19 protein-coding genes and 1 pseudogene are annotated in these 22,464 nt (G+C 58.8%); 10 read left to right on the top strand and 10 right to left on the bottom strand.

The genetic code is table 11. The features are described 5' to 3' along the window. Positions 1 to 117 precede the first annotated feature (117 nt). From ACM6IV_RS11240 to ligD, 3 genes are read left to right on the top strand one after another with little or no spacing between them, the layout of a single operon-like run. Positions 118 to 1,494, top strand: a complete 1,377-nt coding sequence (locus ACM6IV_RS11240) for an iron-containing redox enzyme family protein (protein WP_414870024.1) — start codon at positions 118 to 120, stop codon at positions 1,492 to 1,494. An 11-nt stretch (positions 1,495 to 1,505) separates the two neighbouring features. Then, positions 1,506 to 2,459: a methyltransferase gene (locus ACM6IV_RS11235; protein WP_414870023.1), complete on the top strand. Its 954-nt coding sequence runs from the start codon at positions 1,506 to 1,508 to the stop codon at positions 2,457 to 2,459. Positions 2,460 to 2,476: 17 nt separating this feature from the next. Beyond that, positions 2,477 to 5,068, top strand: a complete 2,592-nt coding sequence (gene ligD, locus ACM6IV_RS11230; RefSeq protein WP_414870022.1) for a DNA ligase D — start codon at positions 2,477 to 2,479, stop codon at positions 5,066 to 5,068. Here ligD and ACM6IV_RS11225 read toward each other — a convergent pair whose 3' ends face one another. The 3 genes from ACM6IV_RS11225 to sodC all read right to left on the bottom strand — a co-directional run bounded on the left by ACM6IV_RS11225 (position 5,069) and on the right by sodC (position 6,545). Next, on the bottom strand, positions 5,069 to 5,470 hold the full coding sequence (locus tag ACM6IV_RS11225; protein ID WP_414870021.1) for a hypothetical protein: 402 nt from the start codon (positions 5,468 to 5,470) through the stop codon (positions 5,069 to 5,071). Between the two features lie 79 nt (positions 5,471 to 5,549). Further along, a complete protein-coding gene (locus tag ACM6IV_RS11220; RefSeq protein ID WP_414870020.1) occupies positions 5,550 to 5,864 on the bottom strand; it encodes a DUF2388 domain-containing protein in 315 nt (104 codons plus the stop codon). A 159-nt stretch (positions 5,865 to 6,023) separates the two neighbouring features. Beyond that, positions 6,024 to 6,545, bottom strand: coding sequence for a superoxide dismutase [Cu-Zn] SodC (gene sodC, locus ACM6IV_RS11215; RefSeq protein ID WP_414870019.1), 522 nt, complete (start codon positions 6,543 to 6,545; stop codon positions 6,024 to 6,026). A 224-nt stretch (positions 6,546 to 6,769) separates the two neighbouring features. Here sodC and ACM6IV_RS11210 point away from each other — a divergent pair. Together ACM6IV_RS11210 and ACM6IV_RS11205 are read left to right on the top strand one after the other, a co-directional pair. Further along, positions 6,770 to 7,546, top strand: a pseudogene (locus tag ACM6IV_RS11210) (MCP four helix bundle domain-containing protein); the annotation flags it as partial. Continuing rightward, entirely contained in the window at positions 7,541 to 8,404 is an 864-nt protein-coding gene (locus ACM6IV_RS11205) for a methyl-accepting chemotaxis protein (protein WP_371857731.1), read from the top strand. The pseudogene ACM6IV_RS11210 and the gene ACM6IV_RS11205, both read left to right, overlap by 6 nt. A 147-nt stretch (positions 8,405 to 8,551) precedes the next feature. Here ACM6IV_RS11205 and ACM6IV_RS11200 read toward each other — a convergent pair whose 3' ends face one another. Beyond that, positions 8,552 to 8,983 carry a nuclear transport factor 2 family protein gene (locus tag ACM6IV_RS11200; protein ID WP_414870018.1) on the bottom strand — a complete coding sequence of 144 codons (432 nt, stop codon included), beginning with the start codon at positions 8,981 to 8,983 and terminating at the stop codon, positions 8,552 to 8,554. Positions 8,984 to 9,455: 472 nt separating this feature from the next. On the opposite strand from ACM6IV_RS11200, the gene mqo reads away from it, so the two are divergent. Then, entirely contained in the window at positions 9,456 to 11,102 is a 1,647-nt protein-coding gene (gene mqo / locus ACM6IV_RS11195) for a malate dehydrogenase (quinone) (RefSeq protein WP_414870017.1), read from the top strand. A gap of 64 nt (positions 11,103 to 11,166) precedes the next feature. Here mqo and ACM6IV_RS11190 read toward each other — a convergent pair whose 3' ends face one another. Then, on the bottom strand, positions 11,167 to 11,595 hold the full coding sequence (locus ACM6IV_RS11190) for a nuclear transport factor 2 family protein (RefSeq protein WP_414870016.1): 429 nt from the start codon (positions 11,593 to 11,595) through the stop codon (positions 11,167 to 11,169). 438 nt (positions 11,596 to 12,033) lie between these two features. Between ACM6IV_RS11190 and ACM6IV_RS11185 the strand changes: the two genes are divergently transcribed. Beyond that, a complete protein-coding gene (locus tag ACM6IV_RS11185) occupies positions 12,034 to 12,480 on the top strand; it encodes an NUDIX hydrolase (protein WP_414870015.1) in 447 nt (148 codons plus the stop codon). Positions 12,481 to 12,516: 36 nt separating this feature from the next. Here the strand turns inward: ACM6IV_RS11185 and ACM6IV_RS11180 are convergent, their stop codons facing one another. The 5 genes from ACM6IV_RS11180 to ACM6IV_RS11160 form a co-directional block, all read right to left on the bottom strand. After that, entirely contained in the window at positions 12,517 to 13,278 is a 762-nt protein-coding gene (locus ACM6IV_RS11180; protein WP_414870014.1) for a PoNe immunity protein domain-containing protein, read from the bottom strand. Positions 13,279 to 13,292: 14 nt separating this feature from the next. Then, positions 13,293 to 14,234, bottom strand: a complete 942-nt coding sequence (locus tag ACM6IV_RS11175; RefSeq protein WP_414870013.1) for a PoNe immunity protein domain-containing protein — start codon at positions 14,232 to 14,234, stop codon at positions 13,293 to 13,295. Between the two features lie 7 nt (positions 14,235 to 14,241). Next, entirely contained in the window at positions 14,242 to 15,792 is a 1,551-nt protein-coding gene (locus tag ACM6IV_RS11170) for a hypothetical protein (RefSeq protein WP_414870012.1), read from the bottom strand. Beyond that, positions 15,789 to 18,080: a type VI secretion system tip protein TssI/VgrG gene (gene tssI, locus ACM6IV_RS11165; RefSeq protein WP_414870011.1), complete on the bottom strand. Its 2,292-nt coding sequence runs from the start codon at positions 18,078 to 18,080 to the stop codon at positions 15,789 to 15,791. Before tssI ends, ACM6IV_RS11170 begins: the two co-directional genes overlap by 4 nt. Before the next feature lie 168 nt (positions 18,081 to 18,248). After that, positions 18,249 to 18,437: a hypothetical protein gene (locus ACM6IV_RS11160; RefSeq protein WP_414870010.1), complete on the bottom strand. Its 189-nt coding sequence runs from the start codon at positions 18,435 to 18,437 to the stop codon at positions 18,249 to 18,251. A 283-nt stretch (positions 18,438 to 18,720) separates the two neighbouring features. Here ACM6IV_RS11160 and ACM6IV_RS11155 point away from each other — a divergent pair, with 283 nt between their 5' ends. From ACM6IV_RS11155 to ACM6IV_RS11145, 3 genes are all read left to right on the top strand, one after another. After that, positions 18,721 to 20,217, top strand: a complete 1,497-nt coding sequence (locus ACM6IV_RS11155) for a helix-turn-helix transcriptional regulator (protein ID WP_414870009.1) — start codon at positions 18,721 to 18,723, stop codon at positions 20,215 to 20,217. 136 nt (positions 20,218 to 20,353) lie between these two features. Further along, positions 20,354 to 20,611 carry a DUF1652 domain-containing protein gene (locus tag ACM6IV_RS11150; protein WP_414870008.1) on the top strand — a complete coding sequence of 86 codons (258 nt, stop codon included), beginning with the start codon at positions 20,354 to 20,356 and terminating at the stop codon, positions 20,609 to 20,611. A 1,252-nt stretch (positions 20,612 to 21,863) separates the two neighbouring features. Next, the gene (locus ACM6IV_RS11145) at positions 21,864 to 22,457 is read left to right on the top strand and encodes a trimeric intracellular cation channel family protein (protein WP_414870007.1); all 594 of its coding nucleotides are present in this window, start codon (positions 21,864 to 21,866) and stop codon (positions 22,455 to 22,457) included. The last annotated feature ends 7 nt before the right edge of the window (positions 22,458 to 22,464 follow it).

Raw genomic sequence — 22,464 nt, 5'->3', positions numbered from 1 at the left:
GCTTCGCCGTCCGTCCGGGCAATTTTCACGTCGATTGAATTTTTCGCAGGCGCCGCCTCTCTGCTGCTGTAGAGGCGTGTGGAACAACGTCCTGCCAACCGACCGAGATTATCTGCCATGACTGTCCTGACATCCCTGCAAGCCGGGCCTGCCAAACCCCATGAAATGAAAGCCACCGGAAACATCCGGCAGGTTTATGAAGCCTTGTTGCACGATGACGATCCCCGGGACCTTGCACAGGCGTTTTTGCAGGAGCAACTGCAACACGCCGCGCAACTCCCCGATTCCCTGCCCGAAGATCCCGCGACCTGGCATGCCTGGGTGGCCGAACATTGCGCCGATGTCGCCCGGCAATACGCCGACTATCTGCAACAACGCAAGGCCGGCGGGCCTCGGCAATTCTTCCGGAGCAAGGCGCAGGCGCTGTATTTCCTGCAGGCGGTGGCACCGACCAAACTGGTCGACGGCGCTTGGCTCTATGGTCTGTTGCCGCGCTGGCAGGACCCGCGTTTCCAGGGCCTGCTGCGCACCTTTCTGGAAGAGCTGGGCGAAGGCAATCCGGCGCAAAACCACGTAGTGATTTACCAGAAACTGCTCGCCGAGCACGACTTGCAGGACAGCAGCGCCATCGACGATGAACGCTACCTGCAGGGTGCGATACAGCTCGCGCTCAGTGTCTGTGGGGCTGATTATCTGCCCGAGGTGATCGGCTACAACCTGGGCTATGAACAACTGCCGTTGCACCTGTTGATCAGCAGTTACGAACTCAGTGAGCTGGGCATCGATCCGTACTATTTCACCCTGCATGTAACCATCGACAACGCCAGCACCGGCCACGCGCAAAAAGCGGTGCAGGCGGCGCTCGATCTGTTGCCGCTCGAGGCCGATCGCGGCGAGTTTCTGCGTAGGGTAGCGCTGGGCTATCGGCTCAACGATCTGGGGCAGGGCAGTCGCGCAATCATTGAGGGCTTCGACCTTGAGCATGAGCTGCTGGCCATGCTGGAACGCAAGTGTCCATTTGCCCAACACATGCACTCCGATTACTGCCGCTTCGAAGGGCAGACCGTCAATCAGTGGCTGGCCGCACCGGAACAATTGCCCGGTTTCCTCCTGGCACTGCAGAACAAAGGCTGGATCAAACGCCACGAAGATCCTCAGGCCAGTCGTTTCTGGCAACTGATTGCGGGTGATGGTGCGGCAATGTTTGGCGTATTCAACGCCTACGAAAAACAACTGGTGCACGACTGGATAGCCGGCGACTGGACGTCATCGGATACAGCGAAACCTGTTCGGCGACACAGTCACGCCGCAGCGCCCATCGAAGGCCTTGAACAGGATCTCGACGTACAGGCGCTCAATACCGCGCTGCAAGGTCAGGATGCCTCGTCGCAGATAGCGATTCTGATTCCCTGGCTCGCCCCGGCCCGCCACGCACACCCGGCCGGGCTGCTCGCCACCCGGCGTTTTATCGAACTCAAATCCCGCTTGCCTTAAGGACCTTGTCGATGAATCAGGAAGAACAACTCTGCTCCAACGACCTCGTGCTGCTGCACCTGGGCCGGCGTTTGTTGGCAGACGGCTATCGGTTCATTACCCCGACGCCACTGACCCATCAACGGGTCAACCAGCGTGACGAAGGCCAGATGGCCGACTCTTTGCGCGATGTGTTCGGCTGGTCGCGCCCGTTCGCGCCGGGGTTGTTGTCAGCCGATGAACAGCGGCAACTGCAAGACGCGCAGGTCATTGATGCCTATGAGGGTGAGTTGAAAAGTCGCGTGCGCTGGTCGAGCCTGGATGATTTGCTGTTCGTGCATTCCGCGTTCCCCACCGAGGCGGCTGACGCCGTGTTTTTCGGCCCGGACACCTACCGTTTCGCGCAACTGATCCACGCCCACCTGCAACAGAACTTCGCGCCAATCCATCGCGCCGTGGACATCGGTTGTGGCGCGGGCGTCGGGGCGATTCTGATCGGCCGGGCCCGTCGCGAGGCCGAGGTGCTGGCGCTGGACATCAACCCTGCGGCGCTGCGTCTGACCGCGATCAACGCGGCGCTGGCGGAAGTCGCCAACGTCGAAGTGCGCGCCAGTGACCTGTTGCAGGGCGTCGACGGCGAGTTCGATCTGATTGTCGCCAATCCGCCCTATATGGCCGACCCGGCGGAACGCGCCTATCGCCACGGTGGCGGGACGCTCGGGGCCGGGCTGTCGTTGCGCATTGTCGAACAGGCGCTGAACCGACTCGCCCCCGGTGGCTCGCTATTGCTCTATACCGGTGTGGCGATGGTTGACGGTCGCGACCCGTTTCTCGACACCGTGTTGCCGCGACTGGATGAAAAGCGCTTCGCCTGGACCTATCGCGAACTCGATCCGGATGTATTCGGTGAGGAACTGCTCAACCCCGGTTATCAACGGGTCGACCGTATCGCAGTGGTGGCGCTGACCGTGACCCGAATGGGCTGAAACAAGGCAGGTGCACGATGAACAGGAACCTCGACGACTATAACCGCATGCGCGATTTTTCGGCGACCTCGGAACCGGCAGCGGTCAAGCGATCTGAACGTAAAACCGCCGCCGAGCATGCTTTGCAGTTCTGCATTCAGAAGCACGACGCTTCACACCTGCACTATGACTTTCGCCTGGAACTCGACGGCGCGTTGAAGAGCTGGGCGGTGCCCAAAGGGCCGTCGCTCGACCCCAAGGTCAAGCGGCTGGCGGTGCATGTCGAGGATCATCCGCTGGATTACGCGACGTTCGAGGGCAACATTCCCGAAGGGCATTACGGTGCCGGTGACGTGATTGTCTGGGACCGTGGCGTGTGGATTCCGCTGGAAGATCCGCACAAGGCCTACGCCAAGGGCAAGCTCAAGTTCGAGTTGCAAGGCGAGAAGCTCGGCGGGGTCTGGAATCTGGTGCGCACGCACATGCCCGGCAAGAAGGAGCAATGGTTTCTGATCAAGCATCAGGACAGCGCCGCACGGCCGCAGGATGACTACGATGTGTTGGTTGCCGAGCCCGACAGCGTGTTGAGCGAACGCACCCTGGTCACCCGGCCGAAGCTGGCCGCCGAGCAAAGCAAACCGGTGAAAAAGCCCCCGGCGAAGACGCGCAAGACTGCAACCGGCAAGCTGACGGGGGCACACAAGGCCAAGCTGCCGGCGCAACTCAAGCCGGAATTGGCAACGTTGGTCGACAGTGCGCCGGAAGGCCAGTGGAGCTACGAGATCAAATTCGATGGCTACCGGATCATGGCGCGCATCGATCATGACCAGGTGCAACTATTTACCCGCAACGGTCATGACTGGACGCACAAGTTGCCGCAACAGGCCGCCGCTCTGGCCGCGCTGGGATTGGAATCGGCGTGGCTGGACGGGGAAATGGTCGTCGCCAACGAACAGGGCGTCCCGGACTTTCAAGCCCTGCAAAATGCCTTCGAGGCCGGGCGCAGCGGCAACATTCTCTACTACCTGTTCGATCTGCCGTATCTCAACGGTGTCGACCTGCGTGAAGTCCCGGTCGAGGAACGTCGCGCCGCGCTGGCCACGGTGCTCGGTAGTCACGAACAACCGTTGCTGCGCTTCTCCGAGGCCTTCGACGAAACCCCGGACGCGTTGCTCAACAGCGCCTGCCAGATGCAGATGGAAGGCCTGATCGGTAAACGCCTTGGCTCGCCTTATGTGTCGCGGCGCAGCAGCGACTGGATCAAGCTCAAGTGCAAACACCGTCAGGAGTTCGTGATCGTCGGCTACACCGATCCGAAAGGCGCGCGCAGTGCGTTTGGCGCGTTGTTGCTGGGGCTGCATGATCGCGACAGTGGCGAGTTGCGGTACGCCGGCAAGGTCGGCACTGGCTTTAACGAAGCGACGTTGAAAAGCATTCTGGCGCAACTCAAACCGTTGCAGGTGAAGACGGCGGCGGTGGTCAATCCACCCAGTGGCTTCGAGGTCAAAGGCGTGCATTGGCTCAAACCGAAACTGCTGGCGGAAGTCGCGTTTGCGGAAATGACCAAGGACGGTTCGGTGCGCCATGCTGTGTTCCATGGACTGCGCGATGACAAACCGGCCAAAGCCATCACTGAAGAGCGAGCGAAACCAGTGAAGACTGCAGAGAAGAAAACCGCCACGAAAAAAGCGCCGAAAAAGGCCCCGGCGAGCAGCGCCGAGAACGCGCCGTCACAGCTCGGATTGGCCACCGGCAAAGTGCGCATCACCCACCCGGATCGCGTGATCGACGCGGTCAGCGGGACTACCAAGATGCAACTGGCCGAGTATTACGCGAGCGTCGCCGAATGGATTTTGCCGCAGCTCAAGGATCGCCCGGTCGCACTGGTGCGCGCTCCGGACGGCATCGCCGGCGAATTGTTTTTCCAGAAAAATGCCGAACGCCTGGCGATCCCCGGCATCACCACGCTGGACAAGGACATCACCGGGCAACCGGTGATGCTGATCAACAACGCTGAAGCGCTGATCGGCGCGGTGCAGATGAGCACCGTTGAACTGCATACATGGAATGCGACCACGGTCGATCTGGACAAGCCTGATCGCTTCGTCCTCGACCTCGACCCGGATCCGGCGTTGCCGTGGAAAAGCATGGTCGAAGCGACGGCGCTGACCTTGACCGTGCTCGATGAACTGGGCCTCAAGGCCTTCCTCAAAACCAGCGGCGGCAAGGGTATTCACCTGGTAGTGCCGCTGACCCGCAAACTCGGTTGGGACGAGGTCAAGGACTTCAGCCACGCCATCGTCAATCACATTGCCAAGCTGTTGCCGGACCGCTTTTCAGCGGTGTCCGGGCCGAAAAACCGGGTTGGGAGGATATTCATCGATTATCTGCGCAACGGTTTGGGCGCCACCACCATTTGCGCTTACGCCGCGCGCACCCGTGAAGGCTTGCCCGTATCGGTGCCGCTGTTTCGCGAAGAGGTCGCCGAAATCAAGGGCGGTAATCAGTGGAACGTGCACAACGTCCACGAGCGGCTGGCGGAAGTCGGTGACGAGCCCTGGGCCGACATGAAGAAAACCCGCCAGAGCATCACCGCTGAGATGCGCAAACGCCTGGGCCTGAAAAAGTAATCAGGTGTCGCGCAGCAAGTCGTGGGCGTTGAGCAGTTCGAAGGCGATTTCAGGGTGGTTTTCCAGGCCGCGGCGGATGGCGGCCGGGATCGCTGCGCGGGTTTTGCGACACAGGCCGGGCAACTCGTTTATCTGAATGGCGATACCGCGCATGGTCCGCACTTCGTTGAAGCCGGGGGCGACGTCGACGCGCAGGCCCAATTGCTCAAACATCCGCTGTTGCAGATGTTTGAGGTCATTCAGGTCTTTGAGCATTTCGAGGCGAGCGAGCAGGCGCTTCTCTTCTTCACGGGTCAGACGCAGGATGCGCACATCCGCGCCAGGTGTCTCCAGCAACGGGTCGCGCCCGCAAATGCAGGCGCCGGGCGGGCAGGGGGAGCGCAAGGGCACGGAAGTCGTCATGGCCTCCATCATAGAGGCCGTCGGACAGTTTTGCCTATGCGCCTTCAGCGGCCATCCATCGGCTGCTTATTCGTGACGGCTACTGATTCAGGCCTTCGTAATGCACCAGAATCGCGTTGGCCAGATCTTCATCGCTGGCATTGAGTCCAGGGTTGTCCTGGCGAGCCTGTTGCAGTACCGATTCAAGATAAACCCCACGAATGGCCCCGCCACTGGCGACAAATGCAGACAAGTCGTCACGGGCCGGAATCACCATTTTGTGATCCTTGAAGGTCGAGTACAGCGACGCGGAGACACCGGCCGAAGTGGCGACATCACCCGCATCAACACGGGCCAACGCCGAACCGACAGGCAGGCATACGAGTAAAGAAGAAATGAGCACTAACTTGCGCATGACGGTGTTCCTCCACAAGCGCGAAGCAAAAAGGGAAGGTCTACATAATGTGAGAGGGGCGCGCGCGGCGGGAGTTCCGTGGCGCAGAAAAGTCTGCGTTATTGCAAAACAGACACGGGCAACGCCATGGCGGGTTGCCCGTTTTCAGCCTGGGGTGAGTCAGATCACTCCGCAGGCCATGCGATCGCCGCCACCGCCCAGCGGTTTCGGCATGTCGGCGTGGTTGTCGCCACCGGCGTGGACCATCAGCGCGTGGCCCTTGATCTCCGAGATCTTTTTCAGACGCGGCGCCAGTACCGGGTAGTTGGCGATGCCGTCAGCGGTCACGTAAATCGCCGGAAGATCACCGAGATGACCGTCAGCGTAAGGGCCGAGGTGTTTGCCAGTCTTCTGCGGATCGAAATGCCCGCCTGCGGCCAGAGCGGCGCCTTTCACGCCGTCCTTCATGCCAGCCTCGCAACTGCCGTTTTCATGTACGTGGAAGCCATGCACGCCGGCCGGAAGAGATTTCAGGTCAGGGGTGAACAGCAGGCCATAGGCGGTTTCACTGATGGTGACCGAACCTATCGCCTGCGGTGCGCCGTCGGCGCTGACCAGATTGAGGGCGACTTTTTCCGTCGCCGCCTGTGCGCTACCGATGACGAAGGTGCCGAGCAAACCCAACCACAATGCGCGTTTCATAAGCGTTTCCTTTTGCTGCAAGAGTGTTCAGAGCGACGGACTCAATAGCCTGCCGGCATTAACCCACCGATGAAGGCATATCCGTCTGCGTTGCAAAGTGAGACTTGCCGCGCAATCCGAAAGTTTTGCGGCAGTCTGCCTGCATGCCGACACCTGCTGACACGCTCTGGCGCGGCAGACCTGCGCAAATAGGCTTAACTGAAGGCTGACAAGCGCTTACGGGCGTGACGAGGGAGGAAAATCCGGTGTCGATCAAACTGCGTTTAGTGTTGCTGATTGTGACAAGTCTGCTGACGGCATTGATCGTGAGTCTGGTCAGTTACGTCGGCAATCAGCGGATGGCCTCGGCGGTCAGCGACAACGCGGTCAGCATGAGCGCGCTGCGCAACCACATGGAAGCCGACATGATGCACGACGCCCTGCGCGCCGATGTCTATTCGGCGATGCTGGTGGGACTGGGCAAAAGCACCAGTACGGCGAGCGAGGTGCGCGATTCGATCAACGAACATGCCGGGCATTTTCGTGAGGTGCTTGAAGAAAACCTCAAATTGCCGATCAACCCGACCTTGCGCACGGCGCTGGAGCAGATCAAACCGAGCCTCGATACCTACATCAACGCAGCCGAGCGGATCGTTGGGCTGGCGTTGAACCAGCCTGATGCCGCTCAGCAAGAGTTGGGCGCGTTCAACACGGCATTCACTCAGCTCGAAGAACAAATGGCCGCGTTAAGCGAGTTGATCGAGTCCAATACACAGCAGACCAGCGCGGGCACCGAATCAGCCATCCACAGCGCCAACGTCGCCCTTGGCGTGGTGTTGCTCGCCAGTCTTGTGTTGCTCCTGATCCAGGGGCGCTGGGTGATTCTGAGCATCATGGGGCCGTTGAAGACTGCCAGTCGCATCGCCGAGAGCATCGCCCACGGCAACCTCAGCGAGCCGATCGCCGAACCGTCCGGCAAGGACGAAGCCAGTGTCCTGATTCGCACGCTGGCAACCATGCAGCGCGACTTGCGCAACATGATCGACGTGGTACGACGCAATGCTCACGGCGTCAGTGGCATGAGCGAACAACTCAGCCACGGTTGTCATCAAGTCGCCGACAGCAGCCAGCAACAAAGCGTTGCCGCCGGCACCATGGCCGCAGCTGCCAGCCAGATGACCGCGAGCATCGAGGAAATCACCCGCCATGCCGAACGAGCGCTGAGCATGGCCAGTCAGGCCGAAACCCTGGCCAAGGAGGGCGGCGGGGTCATTCATCAAGTGGTCAGCGACATGGACGATATCGCCCGCTCAGCGCAACAGTCGGCCCAGGTGATCCGCACGCTGGATCAGGAATCCGAAGCCATCTTCAACATTATCCAGGTGATCAAAAGCATTGCCGACCAGACCAACCTGCTGGCGCTCAATGCTGCCATTGAAGCTGCGCGGGCCGGGGAGCAGGGCAGGGGCTTTGCGGTGGTGGCTGACGAAGTGCGCAGTCTGGCCGCGCGCACCAGCGCTTCAACCCAGGAAATCGCCGCCATGGTTGCGCGTATTCAGCACAGCACCCGCGAAGCGGTCAGCAGCATGGAGGCGGGTGTCGCGCAGGTCGACAAGGGCATGGCGGTGACGGCGGATGTCGAACGCGCTATTCGCGAAATCCTTGAAGCGACGTTGAGTACGACGCAACTGGTCAACGACATCACCCGTACGATTGGCGAACAGAGCCAGGCCAGTAACGAAATTGCCCATCAGGTGGAGATGATTGCCGGAATGTCCGAAGGCAACAGCCGGGTGATCGGGCAAACGGCGAATACCACCGATGAATTGTCGAGCCTGGCGGGGCAGCTGGCGCAGTCGGTGGATCGGTTTCGGTTATAACGAGGAGGGCAGTGGATTTGTGCAAGCCGGGCTGCCGCATTCGCGAGCAAGCTCGCTCCCACATTGGAATGCGTTCTCCTGTGGGAGCGAGCTTGCTCGCGAAGAGGCCAGCCCAGTCAACATCCATTCAGGCCAGGTAAATCTGACTCAGAACTTGAACGCCTGCCGCCCCACCAACAACCATTTGCCGTCCTGCTTCTGCCAGATCTGGAAATTCTCGATCTCGGTCGGCACCACCTCGGTCCCTTTCAATGCCTGCGCGGAAAAATGGTGGCGCACCAGCGCGGTATCGCCGGACAGGGTGATGGTCTGGTTTTGCATTTCCAGGGTCTTGAACGCGCTCTTGCCGGTTTCGATATCGGCAATGAATTCTTTCTTGTCCTGAATCTTGCCGCTGGAATGGCCGTAGGTCAGGTTGGGCGCGGTGAGCGCGTTCAGTTCGGCGATGTCCTTGTGCAGCATCGCCTGGGTCAGATGATCCACCGCTTGGGCGACATCTTTTTCCGCCGGGGCAGGGGCGGCCATGGCGTAACCGTTGAAGGCACAGAGAAATCCGATCAGCAGTCGGGTCTTGGTCATGAGGTTGTTTCCTTGTTGTTATGAGTTGATGACTGGTTCGTCAGTCATCGTACAACCTAGCAGAAAATCTTAAATCAGGGCACTGCTTCAAAGCGCTGATCATCGGGGTCATGTTCAGCCTTCGTTGGCCGATAATGTCCTGAGCGGAAAAAGACTCTCAAGTCTGGAACAGACGCGCGGGTTTGCCCTGACGTGATATTCTTCGCGCCAACTTGGTTTGACCTTATTCAGTTTGCTTGCCTGCGGGCTGGCCGACGGAACCCCTGTCGCTCAAGTAGCTGAAGCCAATAATGATAAGAAGTCAGTTCAGAAGGGACATTAACTGAGGTCGATGCAACACGTCGGCCTTGTGTGCCCACCCGTCAAAATTGAAGTGTGCCGAAATCTGCGACGCGAGCCTGAGCGTCAACAAAAGCGGACCGCATACAGACAGCAGCGGCGGGCGGAAGGCGTTTTATCATAGGTGCAACAGATGTTTAAAAAAGTGAACACAGCCCTGCTGGGTCTGGCTTTGGCGATGGGGATGACATCCGCCAATGCTGACGAAGCAAAGAAAGTCGACGTCCTGCTGATCGGCGGCGGCATCATGAGCACCACCCTCGGTGTGTGGATCAATGAGCTGGAGCCGAGCTGGTCGATGGAAATGGTCGAGCGCCTCGACGGCGTCGCCCTGGAAAGCTCCAACGGCTGGAACAACGCCGGTACCGGTCACTCGGCTCTGGCTGAGCTGAACTACACCCCGGAAGACGACAAAGGCAACGTAACGATCCCGAAAGCCGTCGAGATCAACGAAGCGTTCCAGGTCTCCCGTCAGTTCTGGGCCTGGCAGGTTCAGCAAGGCGTTCTGAAGAACCCTCGCTCGTTCATCAACACCACGCCGCACATGAGCTTCGTGTGGGGCGATGACAACATCAAGTTCCTGAAAAAGCGCTACGAAGCCCTGCAAGCGAGCCCGCTGTTCGCCGGCATGCAGTACTCCGAAGACCCGGCTGTGATCAAGAAGTGGGTCCCGCTGATGATGGAAGGGCGTGACCCGAACCAGAAAATCGCGGCCACCTGGAGCCCGCTGGGTACCGACATGAACTTCGGCGAAATCACCCGCCAGTTCGCTGCGTACCTGCAGACCAAGCCTAACTTCGATCTGAAACTGTCGAGCGAAGTCCAGGACATCACCAAGAATGCCGATGGCACCTGGCGCGTCAGCTACAAAAACCTGAAAGACGGCACTAAAACCGAAACCGACGCCAAGTTCGTCTTCATCGGCGCCGGCGGCGGTGCCCTGCACCTGCTGCAAAAGTCGGGCATTCCTGAAGCCAAGGAATACGCTGGCTTCCCGGTGGGCGGTTCGTTCCTGGTGACCGATAACCCGGCCATCGCTGAACAGCACCTGGCCAAGGCCTACGGTAAAGCGTCGGTTGGCGCCCCACCGATGTCCGTTCCGCACCTGGACACACGTGTTCTGGACGGCAAGCGCGTCATCCTGTTTGGCCCATTCGCGACCTTCAGCACCAAGTTCCTCAAGGAAGGCTCGTACCTGGACCTGCTGACCAGCACCACCACCCACAACATCTGGCCGATGACCAAAGTTGGCATCAAGGAATACCCGCTGGTCGAGTACCTTGCCGGTCAACTGATGCTGTCGGATGAAGATCGCCTGAACGCGCTGAAGGAATACTTCCCGAACGCCAAGGCCGAAGACTGGCGCCTGTGGCAAGCCGGCCAACGCGTGCAAATCATCAAGCGTGATGAAGCGGCTGGCGGCGTGCTGAAACTGGGCACCGAAATCGTTGCCTCGCAAGACGGCTCCATCGCCGGCCTGCTGGGCGCATCGCCAGGCGCGTCGACCGCTGCGCCGATCATGCTGAGCGTGCTGCAGAAAGTCTTCAAAGACAAAGTCGCAACCCCTGAGTGGCAAACCAAGCTGCACCAGATCGTTCCAAGCTACGGCACTCAGCTGAACAACGATCCAGCCAAAGTGGCTGCAGAGTGGGCCTACACCGCCAAGATCCTCGAACTGCCGACACCTCCGGTGATTGGTCAGGCGGCGGCTCCGGCTGCACCTGCAGCTGAAAAAGCTGAAGCTCCGAAGGAAAACGCTGCACGCGACATGGCGCTGTAACCAGACGCCTGACATACAAAGCCCACTGAACCGGCGACGGTCAGTGGGTTTTTTTGTGCCTGAATCAGGCTTTGGCCGACGCCAGGTAAGCGCCAAGGCGCTGGCCCATTTCTTCACCCAAGGCCTGCAGCCCGCTCAGTGGGCGCACCATCACCTCGAACTCGACAATCTTCCCGCGCTCATCAAAGCGAATCATGTCGATGCCTTTCAGCTCCTTCGAACCCACCTTGGCGCTGAACTCCAGAATCACATTCAACCCGTCCGCTGTCGCCAGTTCCCGGTGGTATTTGAAATCCTCGAATACCTCGAACACCGTGTTGAGGATCATCGATACCACCGGCGCGCCCGGATAAGGCGTGTGGGCCATCGGCGAGCGAAACACGGCTTGCGGATCGAGCAATGAGGGTAGGGCACTCAAGTTTCCGGTGCGGATCATTTCGTGCCATTTGCCTAGCGATGCGGCAACGTTGGGCTGCAGATTCAGGTCGGTCATGTTCACTCCAGATTTTTTCTTGTTGTTGTCGCGACGGCAATGACTCTAGATCAACCACGGCGAAATTGAACCCTTGTGCCGCGATCTGAATATCGGCCCATGGCCCATGCGGATCAGATGCGCATCTGATCCGTGTTTTTTCACTGGATCTGCCTCTGTTACCAGCTCAGTCATCCGCTCAAAATAGCTCCACGGTTCGGCACTCGCGGCAGTCCTTCATCCCGAAGCGCCCAGTGCACCGCATGCTCGGCATTGAGGAGAGCAACATGAACAAGATGGCGATTTTCCTGGGTGGCTTCCTGACACTGACCATTCTGATCGGCCTGCTCGCAACGATTTCTCCGGTCTGACGCGACCCTTTTCAAACGACGTCCACGGGTATGTCGCGCAAAGCATGTTTAAATGCCGCGCCCCCACACCTGTAAATGGACTTCAGTCATGGCCGAACACCGCATTCGCGCGCTCGCACTTTGCGTTTTTCATCACAACGGCAAAATTCTGGTTAACGAATTTCGTGACCCGGTGAGCCAGCAAACCTGCTTTCGGCCGGTCGGCGGCGGTATCGAGTTCGGCGAGACCAGCGCCGAAGCAATTGTGCGTGAAGTGCAGGAGGAGTTGGGGCTGGCCATGACGAATGTGCGCCTGCTCGGCACGCTCGAAAGCCTGTTCGTCTATAACGGCAAACCGGGGCACGAAATTGTCCAGGTATACGACGCGACGTTCGTCGATCCGGGCGTATACCACCACGCACAGATCAATGGCCATGAAAGCGACGGCGCCCCCTTCACTGCGCGCTGGCATGACAGCTCAAGCTTCAGCGAGCAGTCGCCCCTGGTGCCGAAAGGCTTGCAGGATCTGCTAAGGAGCACCGGATTGCTCGGCTGAGCTGAGTTGGGGGAGACGAATTCCGGCGCTATGGATTCACCGACTTCGCGCGTACTCGACGAGATCCCTGGGGTAAACCCAGTGGTCGACGTGGCGATCATCCAGGCCATACAAAAAGGCAATCGCCGCCGCTTCGAATGCCCAGTAGCCGACGTAATTGCCGTCTTCGCCCTGTAGATGCGTATCGTGCCAAGGCGCTTGTTCGAAGGCTGGATACCAGGTCTGGCAATACTCCTTGAGCAGCAGGGATGCCTCTTCGCGGGTGTCGGCATAAATTGTTTGTATGAGAGGGGTGTAGACGTCGTGATACCACTGATCAACGTCTTGCCGATCAGGCAGGACTTTCTTCAGCAGATCTTCATAGAGCGTGTCATCTGCGGCGTAACCCGCGTCGTCCAGAAGTTTGACGAATCGTATGAGCAGGTCGTTGCGGTCGAGCAGAATGCACAGGCTGATTACTTGAACGGCTTCTTCGTACTCATCTGGCCAATCATCAATGGCGAGCGGTGAGATCTGCGGTACATCTTCGTAGGCGGCCAGCCTCTGCTGGCGCAGTTCATACTGATCGAGCAAGTCTTCAAGTAACGGGAGGAGGGCCTCAACAGGCTCGCCAACCGTATAAGTCGCAAGCAACTTATCAAGTGCCAGTCTCTGAAAGAATGCCGCACGCAAGCTCGCTTCTTCGTCGTCAGAATCTGATTGGAAGCGGTGGGTCTTGAAGAACTCCACGACAGCGTCGTGTTCCCCGAGAAAGTGTGCGTAGTGACGTCTACTGAAGAAGGATTGGCGTTCGCTCACTCTTACCCCTGTACTCACGCTTCACCTGACCAATACCAAAGGGTATCGCCCCAACGGGAGTCGTTGATCTTCGGCATGAGTTCACCCTGTTGGAAATGACGACGGGAGTTTGCCTGAGCGGGCGTGAACCAGTAGCCGGTCCGGCTGCATGCATCGCCGGCGACGATTTGGCCGACTTGTGTCATTCGTGGGCCTTGGTGATTTCTCGCGTAGTCGACCAGATCTTTTGGGTAAACCATATGGTCGACGGCGTGATCATCTATGCCATACAAAAATGCGATGGCGCCAGCTTCAAACGCCCAGTAACCCACGTAGTTCCCGTCCTCTCCCTGGAGATGAGCGTCGTGCCAAGGGGCATGCTTGAATGCGGGATACCATTGTTTGCAATAGGTCAGTAGCAGCTCGGAAGCTTCTTCTTTTTCGTCTGCGTAAATCGCCTGTATCAACGGCGTATAAACGTCGTGAAACCACTCATCGACATCGTCTCGATCAGGGAGCACTTTGCAGAGAAGATCTTCGTAGAGTGTGTCCTCTCCCTTGAACCCCGCTTTGTCAACCAGGCATATGAACCGCTTCAGAAGATCAGTGCGGTGGAGCAGGACACACAAACTGATCACCTGTACGCACTCTTCATATTCGTCCAGCCAGCTGTCGATAGCCAGTGGAGAGATATTCGCGATCTGTTCGAAAGCTGCCAGTTTTTGCTGGCGTACTTCATATTTTGAAATCAGGTCTTCAAGCAGGGGCTCTAACTCTGGAATATCGACGCCGGCGGTATAGGAGATCAGCAGCTTTTTTAAAGCAACTGTCTTGAAGTGATTCGCCCGCAGAGAGGCTTCCTGTTCCGGGGAGTCAGATTCAAAGGTGTTGTTTTTCCAGAACTCGTCAGTGTCAACGCTGTAGGCGAGAAATTCCGCAAATTGAGCGTCGCTAATGAATTTTTGTCTTTTCTTCATGGCCGCTCTACTCAAGATTCAAGGAAGGTTGCGCCCCGTATTTCGCGGCGAGAGATTTTTTGCGCCTGTTCACAAAAGCTTTTACTTCCGAGTCTTTGTAATGAAATGCCGAGTGGTTTCTATGGGTTTTCTCATCATTGTTCTTCAGACGAGCTTCGGCATGTTCTTTAGGACCCCATTTCGGATGAAAGAGCGGCGCATAAAAAAGATGGCGACTATATGAGGCAGAGACTTGATCTACCAGTCGCAACGGAACGGCGTTTCCAATGTTTTTCTGGATCCACTCCTTGCTCATTTGAACAAGAATTTCCGTATTTCTCGCGGCTGTCGGTTTGGCTTTCTTATCTGCCGGGGAAGACGGCTGTTTCGTTTTAGCCCTTTTGCCTCTGCTTTTTTCGGCGGGAGCAGCCTGTACTGGATCTTGCGGTTCAAGCAGTGTATCCGTGTCAGGCAGTCCGGTTGCGCCAAGCTTTGAGGAGATGCCGGGAGTGCGAGTATTGTTCGGTTTACGCATGAACTTGGGGCCATCCTCATCACGGCTTGCTTTCGCTTCAACAATTGCGAATGTCTTTCCCTGATTATTGGCCGGGTCTGCACGCCAGACGGAATCAATCCCCGTACCATTGGCTCCGTCTGTGAGTTTGTAGAGAACATGTCTGGCTTTCGGACTTCCACCTTTCGAGAGTTTTCCTTTTTTCGTGGCACTCGGCAGCCCCTCCAGCCATTTGCCATCCGCTCCCTTGTCATGTCCATCCCAATCCTTGCCCCAGCCGAACTCGACTGCGCAGATGTAATCGGCGATATGTTCGCCGCTGACGCCCAGGCCTTCGTTCAGGAGGCTCGAAGGCGCCTGAACGCCGACCCTGGAGGATTCGACGCGGTTGGAATGGGTACCGCTGGCGCCGTCCTTGCCTTGGGTGCCGACGGTGGAATCTCGGTTGGCGGGTTTTTCCGCGCGTCGTGGGTGGCTGCTGCCGGACGAGGCGGCGGAGCTGTTGCGCTGCATGCCTTTCCATTTGATCAGGCGTTTTTCAACGATGCCAAGCATTGCCGGCATGTTGTCTCGGGCGGTAGCGAGTACGGTCACGACGGCGGTTTGAACCCAACCGGGCGAGCCCTTATAAACAGAGGAACTTCTGATCGCAGAAATGATGTCGTCCATTTCCGCGCGCAGTTTGCCGGCGTTGAAAATACGTGACAGGAGTTCTTCCGGACTGGTCTTGATGCCGCATTCCTGCAAGACGAACCGCAGCAAATCGAACAACACCGGGGCGAATCGTTGAGGGTTGCGGTTGACGATACGCATGCTTTTTTTCAAGCCGTCGCCCGCGCCGGGTATCCAGCCGATCACTGCCAGCAGCAAATCGAACTGGGCATCTTCCTTGGCTCCGGGGGTGTCCGATTTGTACAGCAGAACGGCGGATTCAATAGTGTCGTATACGTCAATGGCCTGACCCAGAAACGGCACCGCACCCATCGCAATGCCTTTGCCCAGTTCGATAGCCGCTTCCTGATAAGCCCCGGTGCGGTCGTCGTTGCTGCTTGTTTGTTCGCTCATGCCAGCCTCCCTGCGGCTTTTTCGACCAGTGCCTGTAGATCAACGGTGGCCGGGTCGAGACCCAGTTTTCGCAGGTCTTCGTCGATTTTGTCATCAGAAGCGTCAACCACGGCCACTGCCGGACGATCATACGGACGCGGATCTTCACCGTAATAGACTTTCGCGGGGCCTTTTGGCACGTCTTCCAGCCGGGCGAATCCGTCATTGTCGAGTACACCTTCGCGAGTCGAGCCATCGGCGAATTCAACGCGATAAGACGCGCCGGGTACGGGTTCCAGATTGTCGTAGTGCAGGTTCAGCTCAAGCCAGGTGGAACTGGTTTTGGCCCTTTCCATCAAGTGACCGGCCGTGTCAGTTGCGGCCAGTCCGGGAATCAGCGGAGCAAGGATGGCGATGCCGGACCCCACGCCCGGCGAGCCGCCGGTATTCACCTTCACCTCGGCGCCGCTGATGGTCACGCCGCCGGCATCGACCTTGACGAAACTGCCGCCAGCCTTGGCGGTGAGTTCCATGCCGGCGTCTATTACGACCTTGTCGCCGGCGTGGTAGTGGATTTCGCTGCCGGCTTCGACGAATTGAGCGGTCCCCACCTTCACGTGCTGGGTCACGCCCACCGTCAGGTGATCATCCGCCCGCATCTCGCTAATCCGATCCAGATGCGTAATCCGGTGTTCCTCAACCTTGAACTCACTCAGCGTGTTGGCTTCGACAGTGTCATGCCGTTCATTGCCCACGCGAATCTTCTGATCGTGCTCGATGTTCTCATCCCAGTCGCGCTGGGCATGGATGTAGATCTGCTCGGCGCCTTTCTTGTCTTCGATGCGGAATTCGTTGTAGCCCTTGCCGCCCGGTGAGCTCAGGGTTTTGAAGGTGCTGCGGGTTTTGTTTGCCGGCAGGTCGTAGGGGACGACGTTTTCCTTGTGGTACAGGCAACCGGTGACCAGCGGCTGGTCGGGATCGCCTTCGAGGAAGGTGACGAGGACTTCCATGCCGATGCGCGGGATGGCGATGCCGCCGTACGCGGCGCCGGCCCAGCCGCTGGCGACGCGCATCCAGCAGGTGGTTTTGTCGTTGGACTGACCGTCGCGGTCCCAGTGGAACTGGACTTTGATGCGGCCGTATTGGTCGCAGTGGATTTCTTCGCCTGCCGGGCCGGTGACGACGGCGGTCTGGCTGCCGAGGACTTTCGGTTTCGGGTGTTCAAGGGCAGGGCGGTAATGCGCGTCCCACGGGGTGGCGAGGAAGCTGTTGCGGTAGCCCTGGTGGAAATCGCTTTTGTTGTCGGTGACGTCGCTGGTGACGTTTTCGCCGAGCACTTGCGGCTGCTTGCCTTCGTGGAAGACTTCCAGCAACAGCCACAGGTCGTTCCATTCGGCGCGCGGGTGTTCGGCGAGCGTGAGGAAATGGCCGCTGGTCAGGGTTGGTTCGTCCCCTTTGCCTTCGGCGAGTTTGTAGTCGCTGCGATGGCGTTCGAGGGCGCGGGTGGAGAGGAACTTGCCGCGCTCGCGGGTGGTAAAGCGGCCGGGGTAGTCGTAGTCCTCGAGGTCCGGGGCGAACTCGGTTTTGACCGCGCCTTCGGGGAGGATCTTTGGTTTCTCAAAGTCGTAATCGCGGCGGCTGACGCGGGTGGTGCGGGTTTCCAGGCGCAGGTTGAAGCGCTTGATCACCGGTTTGTCGGCGGCCATGCCGGAGTCTTGCTGGTAGCTCACCGGTTTCAGTTTGCGGAACACGGTCTGGTCGTCGCCGAACACCAGTTTGTGGCCGCTGCTGCTGTGCTGGAAGTGGAAGTGAATGCCTTCTTCTTCGCACAGGCGCTGGATGAAGTGCAGGTCGGATTCGTCGTACTGCACGCAGTACTCGCGTTGCGGGTACTCGGCGTTGAGCTGGAAGCTATAGGCGTCGGCGAGGATGCCGCGATCTTCAAGGACCTGAGCGATGATCTCCGGTACGGTCAGTTGCTGGAAAATCTGCTGATCGTGGTTGTGCCGCAGGTACGCCAGTTGCGGCACCAGGCTGAGGCTGTAACGGGTCAGGGTCTTGCCGGAGTCGCCTTGCTCGATGCGATAGACCAGACCGTGGATCTTGCCTTCGCCGGTCGGGCCGAAAGTCAGGACGCCGGGCTTGTGCAGCAGCTCTTCGAGCTTGAGGTCGGGGCGGGCGCTGACGAGTTCGAGGTCGAAACGGAACGGTTGGTTGAGGGCTTCGCGACCGGTGAAGCTGAGGACTTGCAGGTCGGCGTTGGCGCCTTCGACTGTAAAGGTAATGTGGCTAGCGTTTGCATCCAGCATGCTCGACTCCATCCATTGGAAAAGCTGTGCCGATGTTGCAACAATCCAAAAAGCCGATCAAGCGTCCGAACGTGCCATAAATCGGCTACGAGCTCCCACTGAGTGGCGTATGCACTCAGTGAGCAGCCTCAAGCCCGGAGGGACCGAGCCTGCTGGCGAAAGCGGCTGTCAGTCAGCGTTACGGCGCCGTTCAATGCCATCCAGGCTGCCAATGTCCAGCAACCGTCTTTCCACCAATACATTTTCAAGGGCCTGACGCTCGACCGGCGCCATTTGGTGCTCACGCTTTTTCAGCTCCAGCAGAATCGGGCTGGACCAGGTGCGGTAGGTCTGTTCGATGTTGCGACGCGACGTCATCAGTCTCTCCTTGAAAAAGAGCCCTGTATTGCGGGCAGGGGCTCTGTCCGATGAGGTATTAACCTTAGTCGACAAAGCCGCAAGTCGCGAATGCACCGGATTCATGTGGGAGCGAGCCTGCTCGCGAAAGCGTTGGATCAATCAATGTTGCATGGACTGACCTGATGCCTTCGCGAGCAGGCTCCCACAGGGGATTTGCGTTGTTGCAAGAATTTAACGCTGGCACGATCGCAAGCGCGTGCGGTCGTACTCTTCACATGGGCGTATCACTTGTGGAGATCCAATGAGCCAGGAAGTCCTGACCACCGAAACCAACCGCCGTCAGTTGCAGCAGATCATCGCCGGGCTGTCCGACGGGGTGATTCTGCTTGAACTGGATCAGAGCATTCTTTGGGCCAACGAAGCCGCGCTGGCCATGCACGGTGTCAACCGGATCACCGATCTGGGCCACAATGCCGATGAATACGCCAAGAAATTCAACCTGCGCTATCGCAACAATCATTCGATCACCGCCGAAAATTACCCGATCAGCCGGGTGGCGCGCTGTGAGAGTTTCAATGACGTCCTGATTGAGGTGTCGCCGACCGACGATCCGGAACGCACCTGGGTGCACAGCGTGCGCAGCATGATTCTCACGGATCGCGAAGGGCAGCCCGAGTCGCTGGTGCTGATCATGAGCGACGTCACCGATTGGGCCAATGCCGAGCAGCGCTTCGAACGGACGTTCAACGCCAACCCGGCACCGGCGGTGATCTGTCGTCTCAGCGACCTGCGCTACATCAAGGTCAATCCAGGGTTTCTGGAAATGACCGGGTACACCCGTGAGCAGGTGATTGGCACGTCCTCTTACGAAATCGACATTTTCGAGCAGGCCGAACATCGCGATCTGGCCATACAGCGCTTGCGCGACGTCGCCACCATCCCGCAGATGCAGGCCGAGCTGCGCTTGCCCGATGGCAGCAGCAAACAAGTCATCGTGGCGGGGCAGCCGCTGATACTTAACGATGAGGATTGCATGCTGTTTTCCTTCGTCGACATGGAGCTGCGGCGCAGGGCGGAAGTGGCGCTGCGCCAGAGCGAGGAACGTTTCGCCAAGGCGTTCCGGCTGACCCCGGTGCCCATCCTGATCTGCAGCGCCGACGAGCAACGGGTGATCGATGTCAACCAGGCGTTCCTCGACACACTGGCGTATGACAGCGACGACGTGCTGGGCAATACCGTGACACAGCTGGATTTCATCGATGACAGTGGCGCCCGGGCCCGGTTACTGGCGGCGCTGGAAAACAATGGCCGGATCGATCGGGTCGATGTGCGGGTACGCAAGAGGGATGCGGAGCTGCTGGAGTGCGCGTTGTCCGCTGATACCGTCACTATTCAGGACATGCGCTGTTATCTGCTGGTGCTGATGGACATCACCGAGCGCAAGCGCACCGAGCTGGAGCTGGTGGCGGCGATTGAGGAGGTGATGAAGGATGCCTCATGGTTCAGCCGCACACTGATCGAAAAACTGGCCAATGTGAAGAAGGTCAATTCGCCGCAACTGCCGAGTGTTTCGTTCACCGATCTGACCGCGCGTGAACGTGATGTGCTGGGGTTGATCTGTGAAGGGCTGGCCGACAAGGAGATTGCGGCGCGGTTGAAACTGGCGCCGAACACGGTGCGTAATCATGTCGCGATGGTGTATTCCAAGCTCGATGTGCACAGTCGCAGTGAGGCGATTGTCTGGGCGCGGGAGCGTGGACTGTTTTCCGGGGAGTGGGGCGCCAAGGGCCAGCGTTAGGGTGCAAATGCACTAGTTCACCGGGTGCAAATTGAGGTGTTGGCGGTCGTCGGCTGTTCTTAGTCTGGTGGGGTGCGGTACGAGTTTTTGTGACTTGGGATCGCGGCCCCCTCGCAGTCGTTAAAGGAACAGTCTGATGATGAAAATTGCGCAGTTGCGCGCGCAGCTTGAACACAGTTTTTCGCCGCTGGCGTGCGAGTGTCTGGTGGACGGCGATCATTCGCTGACCGTGAAGCTATATCACCCCGTGTCCGGGCGGGTGGACCTGGTGATCAGTGCGTTGAACCTTGATGCACTGCGCACGCCAGAGTCGGTGGAAGCTTTGATTGAAGAATTGCGGTATGAGCTGGAGAGCAATTCCTTGCGTGCTTCTCGGGATCCGGATTTGGCTTAGGCCTTGGCGGCCTTGGCGGCCTTTGGGCCGACCAGGCTCTTGCGGATTTGGGTGTATATCCGTTGCTTCGGGTGCCGCCACTGGCGGTTTCGCCCTTACGGCGAGGCACTTTTTCCAGACGCCGAAAAAGTACCCAAAAAGGCTTGCCGCAACGTACGGCCCGCTCGCTAAAGCTCGGGGTTCCTTCGCTCCGGCATTGATCCGGGGGCATCGCCTACGGTTTGCTTCGCTGCACCTCCTCTCGATGTGTTTGGCTTCGCCAAACGGCGCTTCGCGCCCACCCCCGGATCAATCCCTCCACTCAGCCTGCCGACGCGGCCGGTGAATCAAGATCAAGAGCGGCAGCCGAGCTTGCGCTCATCCTGTTGAGTGGTGAGAAGCGACGCGGGGTTGGAGGTGTTTTTGTTTTCGCTTTTCTGTGGGAGCGGGCTGGCTCCGGGCGGCGTTACGAGGAAGGCGGCCTGTCAGCCGACCACTATCGACCGGTTGTACTAGATCCTTGTGGGAGCTGGCTTGCCAGCGAAGGCGGCCTGTCAGCCGACCACTATCGACCGGTTGTACTAGATCCTTGTGGGAGCTGGCTTGCCAGCGAAGGCGGCCTGTCAGCCGACCACTATCGACCGGTTGTACTCGGTCCCTGTGGGAGCTGGCTTGCCAGCGAAGGCGACCTGTCAGCCGACCACTATCTACCGGTTGTACTCGATCCTTGTGGGAGCTGGCTTGCCAGCGAAGGCGGCCTGTCAGCCGACCACTATCGACCGGTTGTACTCGATCCCTGTGGGAGCGAGCTTGCTCGCGATGAGGCCTTGTCAAGCAGAGCACATTGCATTCTGCTAACCCTTTCGAATCCCAACGCAAAATCGACAGCCATTCCCTCTCGATCCGGCCAATTCACTGGCGCTTGCAGGCGGCTCGGCTATAAAGAATGAGTGGTCAGGTCTTCCGTGGTCGGTTTGGGCGCGGGAGTTGCTCTTCCATTCATCGCGAGTCGTCCTATGAACCATCCTGGGAAACGCGTGTTGCCGTTGGCTTTTTTTGCCGTCCTGTTGGCTGGCTGCGCCAGTCCTCCACCCCCTCCGCCGGCAGCGCCGCCGCCGCCACCGCCGGAGCGCACGTGTCAGGTGCTCGAAAACACTGAGGTCGCCGGTGACGTTTACGCCGACGGGCAGGTTACTCGACACATCACTACTACCCGTTGCATCACGCAATAGCGCCGGCGGGACGTAAGTCCCGGGTTGAGCGGATTGTGCTGGTGGCCGACCTGGCCGGCACTGCGGTGTTCGCCGTGGAAGGCGCCATTGCAGCGATGCGCAGCCAGCTCGACTTGCTCGGTGTGATGGTGATTGCGTTTATCGTCGCCCTCGGTGGCGGGGTGACCCGTGACTTGCTGATCGGTGCGACGCCACCCAATGCCGTTGCCGACTGGCGTTATCCGGCGCTGGCGTTTTTCATGGGCGGACTGGCATTTGTCTTTCATGAACAGGTGCTGGGCTGGTCCGGTTCAACCCTGATTGTGCTGGATGCAGCAGGTTTGGCGCTGTTTGCCGTGGCCGGTGCGCAGAAGGCGTTGAATTTCGGGATTACGCCATTTGTGGCGATGCTGATGGGTACTGTCACTGGCGTCGGTGGCGGGGTGATACGCGACATTGTGCTGGCGCGGATACCGGTGGTGTTGCAGGCGGATCTGTATGCGAGTTCGGCATTTGTCGGTGCGGCGGTGTTGATCGTCGGTCGCAGGCTGAGCGTTTCGCCGATAGCGGCGGCTTTATTGGCGGGAGCGGCGTGTTTTACGTTGCGTTTGCTGTCGGTGCATTTCGGCTGGCAATTACCGAAAGTCATTGCCTGATACACAA

Origin of the sequence: Pseudomonas sp. IT-347P (genome assembly GCF_949768005.1) — a bacterium.
Taxonomy (GTDB): domain Bacteria; phylum Pseudomonadota; class Gammaproteobacteria; order Pseudomonadales; family Pseudomonadaceae; genus Aquipseudomonas.
The sequence above is the reverse complement of the archived record's forward strand: the minus strand, read 5'-3'. Positions and strand labels throughout refer to the sequence as shown.

What these genes read in the sequence shown, in the direction of transcription:
- ACM6IV_RS11235 (WP_414870023.1), top strand. Translation starts at nt 1,506, where the DNA reads ATGAATCAGGAAGAACAACTCTGCTCCAACGACCTCGTGCTGCTGCAC.
- ACM6IV_RS11220 (WP_414870020.1), bottom strand. Translation starts at nt 5,864, where the DNA reads ATGCGCAAGTTAGTGCTCATTTCTTCTTTACTCGTATGCCTGCCTGTC.
- tssI (WP_414870011.1), bottom strand. Translation starts at nt 18,080, where the DNA reads ATGCTGGATGCAAACGCTAGCCACATTACCTTTACAGTCGAAGGCGCC.
- ACM6IV_RS11150 (WP_414870008.1), top strand. Translation starts at nt 20,354, where the DNA reads ATGATGAAAATTGCGCAGTTGCGCGCGCAGCTTGAACACAGTTTTTCG.
- mqo (WP_414870017.1), top strand. Translation starts at nt 9,456, where the DNA reads ATGTTTAAAAAAGTGAACACAGCCCTGCTGGGTCTGGCTTTGGCGATG.
- ACM6IV_RS11160 (WP_414870010.1), bottom strand. Translation starts at nt 18,437, where the DNA reads ATGACGTCGCGTCGCAACATCGAACAGACCTACCGCACCTGGTCCAGC.
- ACM6IV_RS11190 (WP_414870016.1), bottom strand. Translation starts at nt 11,595, where the DNA reads ATGACCGACCTGAATCTGCAGCCCAACGTTGCCGCATCGCTAGGCAAA.
- ligD (WP_414870022.1), top strand. Translation starts at nt 2,477, where the DNA reads ATGAACAGGAACCTCGACGACTATAACCGCATGCGCGATTTTTCGGCG.
- ACM6IV_RS11240 (WP_414870024.1), top strand. Translation starts at nt 118, where the DNA reads ATGACTGTCCTGACATCCCTGCAAGCCGGGCCTGCCAAACCCCATGAA.
- ACM6IV_RS11170 (WP_414870012.1), bottom strand. Translation starts at nt 15,792, where the DNA reads ATGAGCGAACAAACAAGCAGCAACGACGACCGCACCGGGGCTTATCAG.
- sodC (WP_414870019.1), bottom strand. Translation starts at nt 6,545, where the DNA reads ATGAAACGCGCATTGTGGTTGGGTTTGCTCGGCACCTTCGTCATCGGT.
- ACM6IV_RS11185 (WP_414870015.1), top strand. Translation starts at nt 12,034, where the DNA reads ATGGCCGAACACCGCATTCGCGCGCTCGCACTTTGCGTTTTTCATCAC.
- ACM6IV_RS11175 (WP_414870013.1), bottom strand. Translation starts at nt 14,234, where the DNA reads ATGAAGAAAAGACAAAAATTCATTAGCGACGCTCAATTTGCGGAATTT.
- ACM6IV_RS11205 (WP_371857731.1), top strand. Translation starts at nt 7,541, where the DNA reads ATGCAGCGCGACTTGCGCAACATGATCGACGTGGTACGACGCAATGCT.
- ACM6IV_RS11225 (WP_414870021.1), bottom strand. Translation starts at nt 5,470, where the DNA reads ATGACGACTTCCGTGCCCTTGCGCTCCCCCTGCCCGCCCGGCGCCTGC.
- ACM6IV_RS11200 (WP_414870018.1), bottom strand. Translation starts at nt 8,983, where the DNA reads ATGACCAAGACCCGACTGCTGATCGGATTTCTCTGTGCCTTCAACGGT.
- ACM6IV_RS11155 (WP_414870009.1), top strand. Translation starts at nt 18,721, where the DNA reads ATGAGCCAGGAAGTCCTGACCACCGAAACCAACCGCCGTCAGTTGCAG.